Source organism: Streptomyces xingningensis, from assembly GCF_054957865.1.
Genome location: NZ_JBDJPF010000033.1, coordinates 39,434 through 54,590 on the forward strand (window position 1 = coordinate 39,434; position 15,157 = coordinate 54,590).

16 protein-coding genes are annotated in these 15,157 nt (G+C 71.5%); 12 read left to right on the forward strand and 4 right to left on the reverse strand.

Annotated elements, in window-relative coordinates; genetic code table 11:
• Positions 1-22: 22 nt before the first annotated feature.
• The 10 genes from ABCR83_RS18655 to ABCR83_RS18700 all read left to right on the forward strand — a co-directional run bounded on the left by ABCR83_RS18655 (position 23) and on the right by ABCR83_RS18700 (position 8,032).
• Positions 23-943, forward strand: coding sequence for a Rossmann-like and DUF2520 domain-containing protein (locus tag ABCR83_RS18655; protein WP_462696173.1), 921 nt, complete (start codon positions 23-25; stop codon positions 941-943).
• Positions 940-1,848 carry a pantoate--beta-alanine ligase gene (panC, locus tag ABCR83_RS18660; protein ID WP_462696174.1) on the forward strand — a complete coding sequence of 303 codons (909 nt, stop codon included), beginning with the start codon at positions 940-942 and terminating at the stop codon, positions 1,846-1,848. Before ABCR83_RS18655 ends, panC begins: the two co-directional genes overlap by 4 nt.
• The gene (locus ABCR83_RS18665; RefSeq protein ID WP_462696175.1) at positions 1,845-3,548 is read left to right on the forward strand and encodes an L-aspartate oxidase; all 1,704 of its coding nucleotides are present in this window, start codon (positions 1,845-1,847) and stop codon (positions 3,546-3,548) included. The genes panC and ABCR83_RS18665 overlap by 4 nt, the downstream gene beginning before the upstream one ends.
• 35 nt (positions 3,549-3,583) lie before the next feature.
• A complete protein-coding gene (gene nadC / locus ABCR83_RS18670) occupies positions 3,584-4,546 on the forward strand; it encodes a carboxylating nicotinate-nucleotide diphosphorylase (protein ID WP_462696208.1) in 963 nt (320 codons plus the stop codon).
• Entirely contained in the window at positions 4,546-5,343 is a 798-nt protein-coding gene (locus ABCR83_RS18675; protein ID WP_462696176.1) for a type III pantothenate kinase, read from the forward strand. Before nadC ends, ABCR83_RS18675 begins: the two co-directional genes overlap by 1 nt.
• Positions 5,344-5,417: 74 nt before the next feature.
• Entirely contained in the window at positions 5,418-6,176 is a 759-nt protein-coding gene (locus ABCR83_RS18680) for a hypothetical protein (RefSeq protein ID WP_462696177.1), read from the forward strand.
• Positions 6,177-6,269: 93 nt separating this feature from the next.
• Positions 6,270-6,449, forward strand: a complete 180-nt coding sequence (locus ABCR83_RS18685) for a hypothetical protein (protein WP_462696178.1) — start codon at positions 6,270-6,272, stop codon at positions 6,447-6,449.
• A gap of 139 nt (positions 6,450-6,588) precedes the next feature.
• Entirely contained in the window at positions 6,589-6,984 is a 396-nt protein-coding gene (locus ABCR83_RS18690) for a BlaI/MecI/CopY family transcriptional regulator (RefSeq protein ID WP_462696179.1), read from the forward strand.
• Positions 6,985-6,993: 9 nt separating this feature from the next.
• A complete protein-coding gene (locus ABCR83_RS18695; protein ID WP_462696180.1) occupies positions 6,994-7,530 on the forward strand; it encodes an amino-acid N-acetyltransferase in 537 nt (178 codons plus the stop codon).
• A gap of 163 nt (positions 7,531-7,693) precedes the next feature.
• Positions 7,694-8,032, forward strand: a complete 339-nt coding sequence (locus tag ABCR83_RS18700; RefSeq protein ID WP_462696181.1) for a histone-like nucleoid-structuring protein Lsr2 — start codon at positions 7,694-7,696, stop codon at positions 8,030-8,032.
• Here ABCR83_RS18700 and ABCR83_RS18705 read toward each other — a convergent pair.
• Complete coding sequence (locus ABCR83_RS18705; protein ID WP_462696182.1) at positions 7,963-8,667, reverse strand: SCO3374 family protein; 705 nt, start codon at positions 8,665-8,667, stop codon at positions 7,963-7,965. The genes ABCR83_RS18700 and ABCR83_RS18705 overlap by 70 nt on opposite strands.
• A 491-nt stretch (positions 8,668-9,158) precedes the next feature.
• Here ABCR83_RS18705 and ABCR83_RS18710 point away from each other — a divergent pair, with 491 nt between their 5' ends.
• On the forward strand, positions 9,159-11,684 hold the full coding sequence (locus ABCR83_RS18710) for an ATP-dependent Clp protease ATP-binding subunit (protein WP_462696183.1): 2,526 nt from the start codon (positions 9,159-9,161) through the stop codon (positions 11,682-11,684).
• Positions 11,685-11,763: 79 nt separating this feature from the next.
• On the opposite strand, the gene ABCR83_RS18715 is transcribed toward ABCR83_RS18710, so the two are convergent.
• Positions 11,764-12,108 carry a trypco2 family protein gene (locus ABCR83_RS18715; RefSeq protein WP_462696184.1) on the reverse strand — a complete coding sequence of 115 codons (345 nt, stop codon included), beginning with the start codon at positions 12,106-12,108 and terminating at the stop codon, positions 11,764-11,766.
• Between the two features lie 336 nt (positions 12,109-12,444).
• Here ABCR83_RS18715 and ABCR83_RS18720 point away from each other — a divergent pair, with 336 nt between their 5' ends.
• Positions 12,445-13,122 (forward strand): M23 family metallopeptidase, encoded by a 678-nt coding sequence (locus tag ABCR83_RS18720; RefSeq protein ID WP_462696185.1) that lies wholly within the window; start codon positions 12,445-12,447, stop codon positions 13,120-13,122.
• 8 nt (positions 13,123-13,130) lie between these two features.
• Here ABCR83_RS18720 and cseC read toward each other — a convergent pair whose 3' ends face one another.
• Positions 13,131-14,429, reverse strand: coding sequence for a two-component system sensor histidine kinase CseC (gene cseC / locus ABCR83_RS18725; protein WP_462696186.1), 1,299 nt, complete (start codon positions 14,427-14,429; stop codon positions 13,131-13,133).
• A 26-nt stretch (positions 14,430-14,455) separates the two neighbouring features.
• The gene (cseB, locus tag ABCR83_RS18730) at positions 14,456-15,157 is read right to left on the reverse strand and encodes a two-component system response regulator CseB (protein WP_462696187.1); all 702 of its coding nucleotides are present in this window, start codon (positions 15,155-15,157) and stop codon (positions 14,456-14,458) included.

Sequence of the window (15,157 nt, forward strand, 5' to 3'; positions counted from 1 at the left end):
GGAACGGAAGGCATCCCGCCGCGTGAACGCACCACCCACCCCCGAATCGGCCGGCGCCCGCGAACGCCCCGCGCGGCTGACCGTAGGCGTCGTCGGAGCCGGCCGTGTCGGCCCCGCGCTCGCCGCCTCGCTGCAGCTCGCCGGGCACCGCCCGGTCGCCGCCTCCGGCGTCTCCGACGCCTCGCTGCGCCGGGCCGCCGAGCTGCTGCCGGGCGTACCCGTGGTAACCCCCGCCGAGGTGCTGGCGCGAGCCGACCTGGTACTGCTCACCGTGCCCGACGACGTCCTCCCCGACCTGGTCGCGGGTCTCGCCGAGACCGGCGCGGTACGTCCCGGACAGCTGCTGGTGCACACCTCGGGCCGCCATGGCGCCGCCGTGCTCGACCCGGCGCGCCGCGCGGGCGCCCTGCCGCTGGCCCTGCACCCCGCGATGACCTTCACCGGCACCGCGGTGGACGTCCAGCGGCTGGCCGGCTGCTCGTTCGGGGTCACCGCGCCCGAGGAACTGCGGCTCGCGGCCGAGGCGCTGGTCATCGAGATGGGCGGCGAGCCCGAGTGGATCGAGGAGGACGCCCGGCCGCTCTACCACGCGGCCCTGGCCATCGGCGCCAACCACCTGGTCACCCTGATCGCCCAGGCGATGGAGCTGCTGCGCACGGCCGGGGTCACCGCCCCGGCCCGGATGCTCGGCCCGCTGCTCGGCGCGGCCCTCGACAACGCGCTGCGCAGCGGTGACGGTGCCCTCACCGGCCCGGTGGCCCGCGGCGACGCGGGCACCGTCGCCGCCCACGTCGCCGAGCTGCGCACCCATGCGCCGAACGCGGTCGCCGGATACCTGGCGATGGCCCGTACCACCGCGGACCGCGCGCTGGCGCACGGCCTGCTCAAGCCGGAACTGGCGGAGGACCTGCTAGGCGTCCTCTCGGACGGAGGATCCCGTTGACCACCCGGACCACCCGGACCACCCGGCCCGTCCGGCTCGTGCGCGATGCCGAGGAGCTGCACGCCCTGCCGCACCGGGGCCGCCGCGCGGTGGTGATGACCATGGGCGCCCTGCACGAGGGCCATGCCACCCTGATCCGCGAGGCCCGGCGGCTGGTGACGGAGGACGGCCAGGTGGTCGTCACCGTCTTCGTCAACCCGCTGCAGTTCGGCCCCGGCGAAGACCTGGACCGCTACCCGCGCACCCTCGACGAGGACATCCTGCTCGCCGGGAAGTCCGGCGCCGATGCCGTTTTCGCCCCGTCCGTGGCCGAGGTCTACCCCGGCGGGGAGCCCGAGGTCCGCATCACCGCGGGACCCATGGGGGAGCGGCTCGAGGGCGCGCACCGGCCCGGCCACTTCGACGGCATGCTGACCGTCGTCGCCAAGCTGCTGCACCTCACCCGCCCGGACCTGGCGCTGTACGGGCAGAAGGACGCCCAGCAACTGGCGCTGATCCGCCGGATGGTGCGCGACCTCAACTTCCCGGTCGGGATCGTCGGCGTGCCGACCGTCCGGGAGGGCACGGTACTCGAGGGCGCGGCCCTCGCCCTCTCCAGCCGCAACCGCTACCTCTCCACCGCCGGCCGGGCCGCCGCGCTGGAGCTCTCCCGCGCCCTGCTGACCGCCGCCGACGCCGCCGGGCTCGGTCCGGCGGCCGTACGCCGCTCCGCCCGTGCGGTCCTCGACCGGGCGGCCACCCTGGAACCGCCCGTCGTCCTCGACTACCTGGCGCTGGTCGACCCGGCCGACTTCACCGAGGTTCCCGACGACCACACCGGCGAGGCCGTACTGGCCGTCGCCGCCACGGTGGGCACCACCCGCCTCATCGACAACGTCCCCCTGGAGTTCGGAGCGCGCTCATGAGCGGCATACGGCTGGACGCACCCCGACCCGGCTGGTCCGTGGACGCCGATGTGGTCGTCATCGGCTCCGGCGTCGCCGGGCTCACCGTCGCGCTGCGCTGCGCCGCCGCCGGGGCGAAGGTCACCGTGGTCACCAAGGCCCGGCTGGACGACGGCTCCACCCGCTGGGCCCAGGGGGGCATAGCCGCCGCGCTGGGCGAGGGCGACACCCCCGCCCAGCACCTGGACGACACCCTGGTGGCCGGTGCCGGACTCTGCGACGAGCAGGCGGTACGAGCCCTGGTCACCGAGGGCCCCGACGCGGTGCGCAGGCTGATCACCACCGGCGCCCGCTTCGACACCGACGCCGTCTCCGGCGAGATCCTGCTCACCCGGGAGGGCGGCCACCACCGCCGCCGCATCGCCCACGCGGGCGGCGACGCCACCGGCGCCGAGATCTCCCGGGCGCTGGTCGCCGCGGTCCGGGACGCCGGGATCGAGACCATCGAGCACGCCCTGGTCCTCGACCTCCTCAAGGACGCCGAGGGCCGGGCCGCGGGCGTCTCGCTGCACGTCATGGGCGAGGGCCAGCACGACGGCGTCGGCGCGGTACGGGCCGGTGCCGTCGTGCTGGCCACCGGCGGCATGGGCCAGGTGTTCTCCGCGACCACCAACCCCGCCGTCTCCACCGGCGACGGCGTGGCGCTCGCCCTGCGCGCCGGGGCCGAGATCTCCGACCTGGAATTCGTCCAGTTCCACCCGACCGTGCTCTGGCTCGGCCCGGACGCCGAGGGCCAACTGCCCCTGGTCTCCGAGGCGGTGCGCGGCGAGGGCGCCCACCTGGTGGACGCCGACGGCCACCGCTTCATGACCGGACAGCACGAGCTGGCCGAGCTGGCCCCCCGCGACATCGTCGCCAAGGGCATCATGCGCCGCATGCGCGAGACCGGCGCCGAGCACATGTACCTGGACGCCCGCCACTTCGGGGCGGCGATGTGGGCCGAGCGCTTCCCGACCATCCTGGCCGCCTGCCGCGCACACGGCATCGACCCGGTGGCCGGGCTCATCCCGGTCGCGCCCGCCGCGCACTACGCCTCCGGCGGCGTACGCACCGGGCTGTCCGGCCGCACCACCGTGCCCGGCCTCTATGCCTGCGGCGAGGCCGCCTGCACCGGGGTGCACGGCGCCAACCGCCTCGCCTCCAACTCGCTGCTGGAGGGCCTGGTCTTCGCCGAGCGCATCGCGGCGGACATCGCCGGCACCGCCCGGACGCCGGGTGAGGCGGTGAGCCCGCGGCAGCCGGGCGAGCCGCTGGTCGCCCCCGAGGACCGCCACACGATCCAGCGCATCATGACCACCGGTGCCGGAGTCCTCCGTTCCGCTGAAAGCCTGGCCGCCGCCGCCCGGCGGCTCGACCGCATCCAGCGCACCCCGCTGCGGGGCGACAAGGACGGCAAGGACGGCAAGGCGGCCGAACCCGGCACCGAGAGCTGGGAGGCCACCAATCTGCTCCTGGTCGCCCGGGTGCTGGTCGCCGCTGCCCTGCGCCGCGAGGAGACCCGCGGCAGCCACTGGCGCGAGGACCACCCCGACCGCGACGACGACGGCTGGCGCCGGCACCTCCTCGTGACCCTGCGCCCGGACCGTACGCTTGCCGTCGCCGGCACCGAATCGGCCGCCTTCCCGCCTGAGACCCCCCTCCCCGCAAGGAGCATCGCGTGAGCATCCCCGAGAACCTCCAGTACAAGCTCACCACCATCGAGGAACCCGGCTGCCCCGCCGACTGCCCCTGTGCCACCGGGGCGTTCGACTGGGAGTGCGGGCTCGACCACACGCTCGCCGGGCTGCTGGTCGAGGCCGGGCTGGACCCGATCATGGTCGAGGAAGTCGCCACCATGGCCGTCGAGGAGGACCTGGACGGCGGCGTGGACGTCACCACCGTCGCCACCGTCCCCGAAGACGCCGTCGCCACCGGCGACTTCACCGCCCGCGAGGCGGGCACCGTCGCCGGGCTGCGGATCGCCGAGGCGATCCTCTCCGTCGTCTGTACCGACGAACTCGAGGTCGAGCGGCACGCCGAGGACGGCGACCGGGTGCAGCCGGGCCAGAAGCTGCTCTCGGTCCGCACCCGCACCCGCGACCTGCTCACCGCCGAGCGCAGCGCCCTCAACCTGCTGAGCCGGCTGTCCGGCATCGCCACCGCCACCCGCGCCTGGGCCGACGCGCTCGAGGGCACCGGCGCGGCCGTCCGCGACACCCGCAAGACCACCCCCGGGCTGCGCGCCCTGGAGAAGTACGCGGTGCGCTGCGGCGGTGGCGTCAACCACCGGATGTCGCTGTCCGACGCCGCGCTGGTCAAGGACAACCACGTGGTCGCCGCGGGCGGCGTCGCCCCGGCGTTCAAGGCCGTCCGGGAGCAGTTCCCCGACCTGCAGATCGAGGTCGAGGTCGACCGGCTCGACCAGATCCCGCCGGTCCTCGCCGAGGGCGCCGACCTGATCATGCTGGACAACTTCACCCCGGAACAGACCCGCGAGGCCGTCGCGCTGGTCGCGGGGCGCGCCCGGCTGGAGTCCTCGGGCCGGCTCACCCTCGCCAACGCCGGTGCCTACGCCGGCACCGGGGTCGACTACCTCTCCGTCGGCGCGCTCACCCACTCGGCACCGGTCCTCGACATAGGGCTGGACCTCCGGGAGGAGCCGCAGGGGGACGTCCGCTGATGCTGCTCACCATCGATGTCGGCAACACCCAGACCGTTCTCGGCCTGTTCGACGGCGAGGACATCGTCGAGCACTGGCGCATCTCCACCGACGCCCGCCGCACCGCCGATGAACTCGCGGTGCTCTTCCAGGGGTTGATGGGGCGTCACCCGCTGCTCGGCGAGGACCTGGGCGAGGGCATCGAGGGCATCGCGATCTGCTCCACGGTCCCCTCCGTGCTGCACGAGCTGCGCGAGATGACCCGCCGTTACTACGGCGATGTGCCCGCCGTGCTGGTCGAGCCCGGCGTCAAGACCGGTGTGCCGATCCTCATGGACAACCCCAAGGAGGTCGGCGCGGACCGCATCGTCAACGCGGTCGCCGCCGTCGAGCTCTACGGCGGGCCCTGTGTGGTCGTCGACTTCGGCACCGCCACCACCTTCGACGCGGTCAGCGCGCGCGGCGAGTACGCGGGCGGGGTGATCTCGCCCGGCATCGAGATCTCCGTCGAGGCGCTGGGCGTCAAGGGCGCCCAGCTCCGCAAGATCGAACTGGCCCGGCCGCGCAGCGTCATCGGCAAGAACACGGTCGAGGCCATGCAGTCCGGCATCATCCATGGCTTCGCCGGCCAGGTCGACGGCGTCGTCCACCGCATCGCCCGGGAACTGGCCGAGGACCCGGACGACGTCACCGTCATCGCCACCGGAGGGCTGGCCCCGCTGGTGCTCGGCGAGGCGACCGTCATCGACGAGCACGAGCCCTGGCTCACCCTCATCGGACTGCGGCTGGTGTACGAGCGCAATATCGCCCGGGCGTAGGGGGAAGCAGCGGGAGCCACGCCAAGAACGCCACGCTAAGCGAATTTTGTCCGTTTAGCACTTAAAGTCGCCCCATGCCCACGCCCTATGGATCCCGCGGCGGCATGGCGTTCAGCGCGAACGAGCTGCGCGTGCTGCGCCGTGCCCTCGCCATCGCTCTTCAACCCCACTCCCTCGTCCGGCGCCCCGGCCTCGAACGGGACGCGGACCTGCGCGACTGTCTCCGGCTGGTGGCGGCCGTGGACGAGGCCGCCCGCGAGGGCGGCCGGCTGCGCGCCTTCCTCCGCGCCGACCTCGCCCGCTACCGCACAGCTCTGCCCGGCACCGCGCCCGGCTATGTGGAGCGGCTCCAGGACGCCCTCGCGGCGGGCCTCAGGCCCGGCGCCGAGGACCTGGCCGCGCTGCGCGTGCTCTGCGCCACCCCGTCCGGCGACGCCGAGTCCGTCCGCCGCCAGGCGCTGCTGCGGCGTTGTGAGCGGCTGACCGAGGCGGCCTGGGCCGCCGCGACCGTGCCGCCGGCCCGGCCCCGCCCCTGTCACCCCCGCCGGCCGGCCGGCCGGGCGCCGGGCGCCGCACCGGCCGGGTCGGGGGATGCGCCCGCACCCGAGCCCACGCCGGGCGGCCGGAAGCCGGGCCCCAAGCCGGACAAGCCCAACACTCCGCCGCCCACCCCCGGGCCGAAGGCGCCGCGGCCCGACCGCCCCATTCCCACCCCGGGCGAGGTCTTCCCGCCCCGCCGCAAGCCCGCCCCGCCCCCCGGGGCCCGGCTGGCACCGGCGTGCTGCGCACCCCCGGGGAGCGCCCCCCGGACCCCCGGCCGGAACGACGACTGACCGGGACACCCGGACCGACACCGCGAAGGGGCCATCAGTAACCTGGACGGGTCGCTCAACCACCGAATCCAGAACCAGAAGGAGCCGACGGCCATGGACTATGTCGCCGCGCTGGTCCCGCCCGTGGTGATGGCGGTCGCCTTTATCGCGCTGGTCGTGACGATCGTCAAGAGCCAAGGCGGTGCGAACAAGGCCAAGGAAGACGCGTTCGTCGATGCCGCACTCGCACGCTCCGAGGCGGGCCGTCAGGAATCCAACGGCGCCGGCGCCTGAACGCCGCGCCCCGGAAAACAACGGCAGCGCCCCGCGCCTGAACGGGCGTACGGCCCGAGACCGCATTTCTCGGTCCGTACGCCCCTTTTTCTCGCCGCAATAAACCGGCATTCAAGACATCTACCACTATTATTCGCGTGTGGTTCGACGCCTGGGTGATCTGGAAGATGCCGTCATGACCCGCGTGTGGGAGTGGAACCGGCCGGTCACTGTTCGAGAAGTGCTGGAAGACCTTCGGCAGGAACGGTCCATCGCCTACACCACCGTGATGACCGTAATGGACAACCTGTATCAGAAGGGCTGGCTGCGGCGGGAAGCCGAAGGCCGCGCCTATCGATATGAGGCGGTCTCGAACCGGGCCGCCTACTCTGCCGCACTGATGAACGAAGCATGGTCCCTGAGTGACAACCCCGCGGCCGCTCTCGTCGCCTTCTTCGGCATGATGTCGGCCGAACAACGCGAAGCCCTGCGCGATGCCATGCGGGTCGCGCAACTCGACGATCCCGGCGCGGGCACTCCGGAGGCCGGACGATAGCGTCCGGTTATGCCTCCTGCGTCTGCCGAGTCCGCCAGCACAAAAGTCGTCACCGTCCGCCGGGCCCGGACCGCCGATGTCCCCGCCGTGCGCCGGCTCATCAACGCGTACGTGCGCGACCGCATCCTGCTCGACAAAGCCACCGTGACTCTTTACGAGGACATCCAGGAGTTCTGGGTTGCCGAGCAGGATGATGACGGTACCGTCGTCGGGTGCGGTGCACTGCATGTGATGTGGGAAGACCTCGCGGAGGTGCGCACTCTCGCGGTCGATCCCGCGGTCAAGGGCGGCGGAGTCGGTCACGCGGTACTCGACAAGCTGCTGCAGACGGCGCGCTGGCTCGGCGTGCGCCGCATTTTTTGCCTCACCTTCGAAGTCGACTTCTTCACGAAGCACGGCTTCGTTGAGATCGGCGAGACCCCGGTGGACGGTGATGTCTACAGCGAGCTGCTGCGCTCCTATGACGAGGGTGTTGCCGAGTTCCTGGGTCTCGAACGAGTGAAGCCGAACACCCTTGGCAACAGCCGGATGCTTCTGCATCTGTGATCGCGGACCCTATGTCCGAATCGCGCCCCTATCGTGCTGCCGTGGAAGCCGCCCTTCCCGTCCGGATGGACAGCTGAACCTTCCCCGGGGGTTTGTGTTTTTCAGGGAAAGGCGGTTTGCTATTCCTCCGTAATCCCTTTTCTGCTGATGAAAGGAATCCCCCGTGGCGCAGAAGGTTCAGGTCCTTCTTGTCGACGACCTCGACGGCGGCGAGGCGGACGAGACCGTGACGTTCGCCCTGGACGGCAAGAGCTACGAGATCGACCTCTCCACGGCCAACGCGGACAAGCTCCGGGAGTCGCTCACCAACTTCGTGAAGGCGGGCCGTCGTACGGGTGCCCGTGCGGCGGGCGGGCGCGGCAAGGTCCGCAGCGCCGTCTCCGGCGGCGCCCAGGACACCGCGAAGATCCGCGCCTGGGCCAAGGAGAACGGCTACAACGTCAATGACCGCGGCCGGGTCCCCGCCGACATCCGTGAGGCGTACGAGAAGGCCAACGGCTGATCTCCCGTCGGTTGCCCCCCGCGTGCCCGGTCGGCGCGCAGCAGCCGGGCCCGGTGGCACTCCGTCGCCGCCGCGCTCACCAGCCGTACGAGATCGGGGGCGCCCACCCCGCCCCCGAGGCCGCACACCGGCAGGGTCGGCTCCACCTCGCTTCCCGGCCGGGGAGGTCGCAACCATACGGCCTCCTGCGCCGGGGGTACCTCCCGTGCCCTTGAGGCAATGAGGGAAGGCGGGTCCGCGCCGTCATCGGCCGCGCCACCGGCAGGCGCGGGCGCGAGGATCCGGCCACCGGCCCCCCGGGTGGTCAGCTCCAGGGCGATTCCGCCCCACTCCAGCCAGTCCAGCAGCCCGGGCAGCTCGTCCGCGGTGCCCACGGCGGTCAGGAACCACAGCTTCCGGGCCCGCTCGTCGAGCGCGACCGGCCCCGTGGGCCGTACCCGCCCGAGCACCGCGAACCCCGCGTCGGCCGGCAGGCCCAGGGCATCGAACCGGACCCCGGTCAGCAGCTCCACGGGCCGGTCGCCGGCGGCGGGCCAGCCGAGCTCGCGTTCGTACCACCGACGCCATCGGTGGGGCGTACCGGGCGGAGGCGCGGAACCCGCCGGGGAGCGAGGGCCGGGGAGGGCAGCAGTCATGAACGGTGCAACTGAGCCAACTCCGTTGGGTTACGCAGGGTTCATATTCGGGCACGCTGCGTATAGAACTGGAGGGGCGCACAGGGGCTCCGGGTAGTGCGAGGGTGTTCGCCCGTAGCGGAGTGAACGGGCTCGCGCCGCATGGAGTGTCAGTGCACGGGGGTAAGACTTTCCCCATGGGGAGAGGCGGTACAGCGGGGCGCGGAGCGCACCACCGGGGGCAGTGAGCGGGCACGCCGGATCAAGCGAGCGTTCGCCATCGGCGTAGTGGTGGTGGGCGTATATGCCTGGCCTGCGGGAACATCGTCTCCCACCATCGGGTTGGAGGAGATGTCGGACTGTTCGGCAGCAGGTTTCCCCGCCGACGCGGGGGTGATCCGGACGGATGTCGGCAGTTGGAATGAGCTGTCCCGTCTCGCGGGACTAGCATGCGGAAGGACAGGGAGGGGACCGTCCCCGATCTGCCTGACCGCTCTGAGGAGCGATTAACGATGTTCGAGAGGTTCACCGACCGTGCGCGGCGGGTTGTCGTCCTGGCTCAGGAAGAAGCCCGGATGCTCAACCACAACTACATCGGCACCGAGCACATCCTCCTGGGCCTGATCCACGAGGGTGAGGGTGTCGCCGCTAAGGCCCTGGAGAGCCTCGGGATTTCGCTCGAGGCGGTCCGCCAGCAGGTGGAGGAGATCATCGGCCAGGGCCAGCAGGCCCCGTCCGGGCACATTCCCTTCACTCCCCGTGCCAAGAAGGTCCTGGAGCTGTCGCTCCGCGAGGCCCTTCAGCTCGGCCACAACTACATCGGCACCGAGCACATCCTGCTCGGCCTGATCCGCGAGGGCGAGGGCGTCGCCGCCCAGGTCCTGGTCAAGCTGGGTGCCGATCTCAACCGGGTGCGGCAGCAGGTCATCCAGCTGCTCTCCGGCTACCAGGGCAAGGAGACCGCCACCGCAGGCGGTCCGGCCGAGGGCACGCCCTCGACCTCGCTCGTCCTGGACCAGTTCGGGCGCAACCTGACCCAGGCGGCGCGCGAGTCCAAGCTCGACCCGGTCATCGGGCGCGAGAAGGAGATCGAGCGGGTCATGCAGGTGCTGTCCCGCCGCACCAAGAACAACCCGGTCCTCATCGGCGAGCCCGGCGTCGGCAAGACCGCCGTCGTCGAGGGGCTGGCCCAGGCCATCGTCAAGGGCGAGGTGCCCGAGACCCTCAAGGACAAGCACCTCTACACCCTCGACCTCGGCGCCCTGGTCGCGGGCTCCCGCTACCGCGGTGACTTCGAGGAGCGGCTGAAGAAGGTCCTCAAGGAGATCCGCACCCGCGGCGACATCATCCTGTTCATCGACGAGCTCCACACCCTGGTGGGTGCGGGCGCCGCCGAGGGCGCGATCGACGCCGCGAGCATCCTCAAGCCGATGCTCGCCCGCGGTGAGCTGCAGACCATCGGCGCCACCACGCTCGACGAGTACCGCAAGTACCTGGAGAAGGACGCCGCCCTCGAGCGCCGCTTCCAGCCCATCCAGGTCGCCGAGCCGTCGCTGCCGCACACCATCGAGATCCTCAAGGGCCTCCGCGACCGCTACGAGGCCCACCACCGGGTCTCCATCACGGACGAGGCGCTGGTCCAGGCCGCCACCCTGGCCGACCGCTATATCTCCGACCGCTTCCTGCCGGACAAGGCGATCGACCTGATCGACGAGGCCGGCTCCCGGATGCGCATCCGCCGGATGACCGCGCCGCCGGACCTCCGCGAGTTCGACGAGAAGATCGCCGATGTGCGCCGCGAGAAGGAGTCCGCGATCGACTCGCAGGACTTCGAGAAGGCCGCCTCCCTGCGCGACAAGGAGAAGCAGCTCCTCGCCGCCAAGGCCAAGCGGGAGAAGGAGTGGAAGGCCGGCGACATGGACGTCGTCGCCGAGGTCGACGGCGAGCTGATCGCCGAGGTCCTGGCCACCGCCACCGGCATCCCGGTCTTCAAGCTCACCGAGGAGGAGTCCTCCCGCCTGCTGCGCATGGAGGACGAGCTGCACAAGCGCGTCATCGGCCAGAAGGACGCCATCAAGGCGCTCTCCCAGGCCATCCGGCGCACCCGTGCGGGCCTCAAGGACCCCAAGCGCCCGGGTGGATCGTTCATCTTCGCGGGCCCGTCCGGTGTCGGCAAGACCGAGCTGTCCAAGACGCTCGCCGAATTCCTCTTCGGTGACGAGGACGCACTGATCTCCCTCGACATGTCGGAGTTCAGCGAGAAGCACACGGTCTCCCGGCTCTTCGGCTCCCCGCCCGGATACGTGGGCTATGAAGAGGGCGGCCAGCTCACCGAGAAGGTGCGCCGCAAGCCGTTCTCCGTCGTCCTCTTCGACGAGGTCGAAAAGGCCCACCCGGATATCTTCAATTCGCTGCTGCAGATCCTGGAGGACGGTCGCCTGACCGACTCCCAGGGCCGCGTGGTCGACTTCAAGAACACCGTCATCATCATGACCACCAACCTCGGCACCCGGGACATCTCCAAGGGCTTCAACCTGGGCTTCGCCGCCCAGGGCGACGTCAAGACCGGGTACGAGCGGATGAAGGCCAAGGTCAACGAGGAGCTCAAGCAGCACTTCCGGCCCGAGTTCCTCAACCGCGTCGACGACACGGTCGTCTTCCACCAGCTCACCGAGGAAGACATCATCCAGATCGTCGACCTCATGATCGCCAAGGTGGACGAGCGGCTGAAGGACCGCGACATGGGCATCGAGCTCAGTGCCGACGCCAAGTCGCTCCTCGGCAAGCGCGGCTACGACCCGATCCTGGGCGCCCGCCCGCTGCGCCGGACGATCCAGCGCGAGATCGAGGACATCCTCTCGGAGAAGATCCTCTTCGGTGAGCTGCGACCGGGTCACATCGTGGTCGTCGGCACCGAGGGCGAGGGTGAGGAGAAGAAGTTCACCTTCCGGGGCGAGGAGAAGTCGGCGCTGCCGGACGCTCCGCCGGTGGACGCGGCCGCGGGTGGGGCCGGGCCCAACCTGTCCAAGGACGCATAAGCACGTCAGCAGGGAGATCGGCCCCGGAACCGCCAGGCGGTCCCGGGGCCGATCCATGTGCCGGGGGCCCGGTGCGGGCTCACTGCCCGGTCGGCCCGAACCGCGAGGTGCCGCCCTGCCGCTGGTTTCCCACCTGCCAGCTGCCGCCCGTACGGATGTCCTTGGGCGTCAGGGTGAAGGTGACCTTGTGGGTGTGGGTCGAGCCGCGGGAGCCCTCGGCGCCCGCGTTGACCACCCAGGCCTTGACCCGGCCCGAGCCCCGGACGTCCTTGCGGATCTCCACGGTGAACTCCATGGTGACCGCTCCGACGTCAAAGGCCAGGTCCTGGCCCTCACCCACGGTGGCGGCACTGGTGAGGCCGGTGCGGATGGCCTGGACGGCCTCCGCCAGCTCGATGTCGTCGAAGCGGGAATCGTCGCTCATGCTGTTGCCCCCGGCGGTTGTGATGAGTGTGCGAGCGCTGCCCGGAGCGTACTCCGGCCGGCCGGGGCTTTGGTCCTGAAACGGACGCGGCAGGAGTCCCGGCGCGGTGACAAGACGCACAGAGGATTTCCCGGCTACTAAGCGGAACGGCGGAGATCGGGCGGGCGCGAATGTGCCCCGGTGGCCGGTGATCGGGCGCCGCAAAGGGCCGGTGAATTCCCGCGGCTACTAAGAGCGGCCGTAGCAGGGCGTGTTGGCCGGGCGGGAAAGGCGGGTTACCAAGGTAGGGCGATCCCGGTCCACGGCCGGGATCTGATCATGCCTGGAGGTTTTTCCATGTCGAAGCGCACCGCTTTCCGTGCCCGCCGCACCACCACCGTCCTGGCCGCAGGCCTCGGGGCCTCGCTGGCATTGGGTGCGGGCGTGGCGCTCGCCGAGGGGACCGGGCTCAGCGAGATAGCCGGGCCCTCGTCCGCCGCCGCCCTGGGCGATGCGCTCGGCGCGCAGGCCGAGACGCAGTTGAAGGCGGCGGACCAGCAGCGGGCCGCTGAGCAGGACCGCGCCAACCGCTCCGAGGCGCGCGCCCGGCTCGCCGACGCCTGGGTCAAGCCGGTGGACGGCTACCGGATCGGCCAGCCCTTCGGCATCGACGGCAGCAGGTGGGCCAACAAGCACAGCGGCCAGGACCTGGTCGTCGACACCGGCACGCCGGTGAAGGCCGTCCACCGGGGCACCGTCGTCAAGGCGGGCCCCAATGGCGGCGGCGACGGTCCGGCCTATGGCAATGCCATTGTGATCGAGCACGACGACCGGACGTATTCGCAGTATGCGCACCTTTCGCAGGTGAAGGTCCAGGTGGGCCAGCGCGTGGACACCGGGCAGGAGATCGGCCTTTCCGGCTCCACCGGTAATTCCACCGGCCCGCATCTGCATTTCGAAATCCGCACGACCCCGGATTACGGGACGGCCGTGGAGCCGCTCGGTTTTCTGAGCGCCCGCGGTGACAAGCTCTGAGTTCCCGCTCAGTCCGGCACCTGGATCAGCGGGAAGCTGCTGGTGCTCGTCGGTGACGACTCCGGCAGCCAGAGCACGGCGATCGCACCGCCGCCCCCTTCCGCCTCCGGGTCGGCGTTGCGGAAGGTCAGCCGGGCGCCCAGGACGCGGGCCTGGCCGACCGCGATGGTCAGGCCCAGGCCGTGGCCCTTGCCCGCCCGGTCCTCGCTGCCGGTACGGAACCGGCTCGGGCCCTCGCGCAGCAGCTCCTCCGGGAAGCCGGGCCCATGGTCGCGCACCCGCAGCACCCGGCCCTCGACCGTGACCTCGATGGGCCCCCGGCCGTGCTTGGCCGCATTGGCCAGCAGATTGCCCAGGATGCGCTCCAGCCGACGCGGATCGGTGGACACATGGGCGTGCCGGGCCACCTTGACCCGGGCCTCGGGCGAGAAGGTCCGCACCCGGCGCTGGACGAACTCGCCGAACTCGATCTCCTGCAGCTCGGCCCGCTCGGCGAAGCCGTCCAGCCGGGCGACCTCGAGGACGTCCTCGACCAGCGTGCGCATGGCCTGCGCCCGGTCCCGTACCAGCTCGGTGGGGCGGCCCGGGGGCAGCAGTTCCGCCGCGGTCAGCAGGCCGGTGACGGGGGTGCGCAGCTCGTGCGCGATGTCGGCGGTGACCCGGCGCTCGGCCTCGATCCGGTCCTGGAGCGCCTGGGCCATGCCGTCGACGGCCCGCGCGAGGTCGTCGGTCTCATCGCGCACCCGGCCGCCGATGGCCTCCCGCACCCGTACCCCGGCATTGCCGTCGGCCAGCTTGCGGGCGGCCGCGGAGGCCTTGCGCAGCCGCCGGGAGAGCTGGCCGCCGACCAGGATGCCCAGGGCGCAGCCGCCGAGGACCACGGAGACGGAGCCGATGATCAGTGCCCGGTCCAGGTCGCTGAGGATCTTGAGACGGTCCTTGAACTGGGCGTGGATCGAGAGGATCTTGCCGTTGGTCAGCGGGACCGAGGCCCAGACCTCGGGGGTGCCACTGCCGTTGTCCTGGAGGTAGGTGGCGCGCTGGCCGAGGCTGGCGGCCTCGCGCAGCGGCTTGGGCAGCGCCGGGTCGTCCAGCCTGGCGTGCAGCATCAGCCGGCGGGTGGACTCGTAGTAGCGCTGGGCGACCTGTACCCGCTGGTCCATCACATCGCGGCTGCCGTTGAGCAGCGAGGCCCGGGCGGCGTTGTGCACCACCAGGCTGAGCGCGATGGCGACGAGCGCGCCGACCACCGCGATGGCGAGGCTGACCTTCCAGCGCAGACCGCTGCGGAGAGCGAACTTCACCATGGCGCGGGGGGGATTTTCACGAGGGCTCAGCCTCTGAGCTTGTAGCCGAAGCCGCGGACCGTCTCGATCCGGTCCTGGCCGATCTTGCCGCGCAGGCGCTGCACATGGACGTCCACCACCCGGGTGTCACCGCCCCAGCCGTAGTCCCAGACCCGCTCCAGCAGCCGGTCCCGGGACAGCACCGTGCCGGGCACGGCGGAGAACTCCAGCAGCAGCCGCATCTCGGTCGGGGTCAGGGCGACCGGTGCGCCGTCCTTGCGGACCTCCATGCCCTCGGTGTCGACCTCCAGGTCGCCGAAGCGCAGCAGCCCGCCCTCGATCGGCTCCTCGGACTCGGCACCGGCGCCCGGTCCGCCGGCGTGTCCGAAGCGGCGCAGCACGGCCCGGATGCGGGCGACCAGTACGGCGCCGTCGAAGGGCTTGGTCACATAGTCGTCGGCGCCGGCCTCCAGGCCGAGCACGACGTCGATGGAATCGGCGCGGGCCGACAGCATGATCACCGGCACGGTGGACTCGTCGCGGATCCGGCGGCACAGGCTGACGCCGTCCAGCCCGGGGACCATCACATCCAGCAGTGCGATGTCGGGCCGCTGGGCGCGGAATCGCTCCAGCCCCAGCAGCCCGTCGGGCACGGCGGTGACCACAAAGCCATCGCGCTCCAGGGCGAGCTGGGTCGCCTCGCGGATGACGTCATCGTCCTCGACGAAGAGCACATGCGTATCGGCCAC

Coding starts and splice junctions, on each gene's coding strand:
- ABCR83_RS18665 (WP_462696175.1), top strand. CDS start 1,845: ATGAGCGGCATACGGCTGGACGCACCCCGACCCGGCTGGTCCGTGGAC.
- ABCR83_RS18675 (WP_462696176.1), top strand. CDS start 4,546: ATGCTGCTCACCATCGATGTCGGCAACACCCAGACCGTTCTCGGCCTG.
- ABCR83_RS18680 (WP_462696177.1), top strand. CDS start 5,418: ATGCCCACGCCCTATGGATCCCGCGGCGGCATGGCGTTCAGCGCGAAC.
- ABCR83_RS18685 (WP_462696178.1), top strand. CDS start 6,270: ATGGACTATGTCGCCGCGCTGGTCCCGCCCGTGGTGATGGCGGTCGCC.
- ABCR83_RS18695 (WP_462696180.1), top strand. CDS start 6,994: ATGCCTCCTGCGTCTGCCGAGTCCGCCAGCACAAAAGTCGTCACCGTC.
- ABCR83_RS18705 (WP_462696182.1), bottom strand. CDS start 8,667: ATGACTGCTGCCCTCCCCGGCCCTCGCTCCCCGGCGGGTTCCGCGCCT.
- ABCR83_RS18710 (WP_462696183.1), top strand. CDS start 9,159: ATGTTCGAGAGGTTCACCGACCGTGCGCGGCGGGTTGTCGTCCTGGCT.
- ABCR83_RS18715 (WP_462696184.1), bottom strand. CDS start 12,108: ATGAGCGACGATTCCCGCTTCGACGACATCGAGCTGGCGGAGGCCGTC.
- ABCR83_RS18720 (WP_462696185.1), top strand. CDS start 12,445: ATGTCGAAGCGCACCGCTTTCCGTGCCCGCCGCACCACCACCGTCCTG.
- cseC (WP_462696186.1), bottom strand. CDS start 14,429: ATGGTGAAGTTCGCTCTCCGCAGCGGTCTGCGCTGGAAGGTCAGCCTC.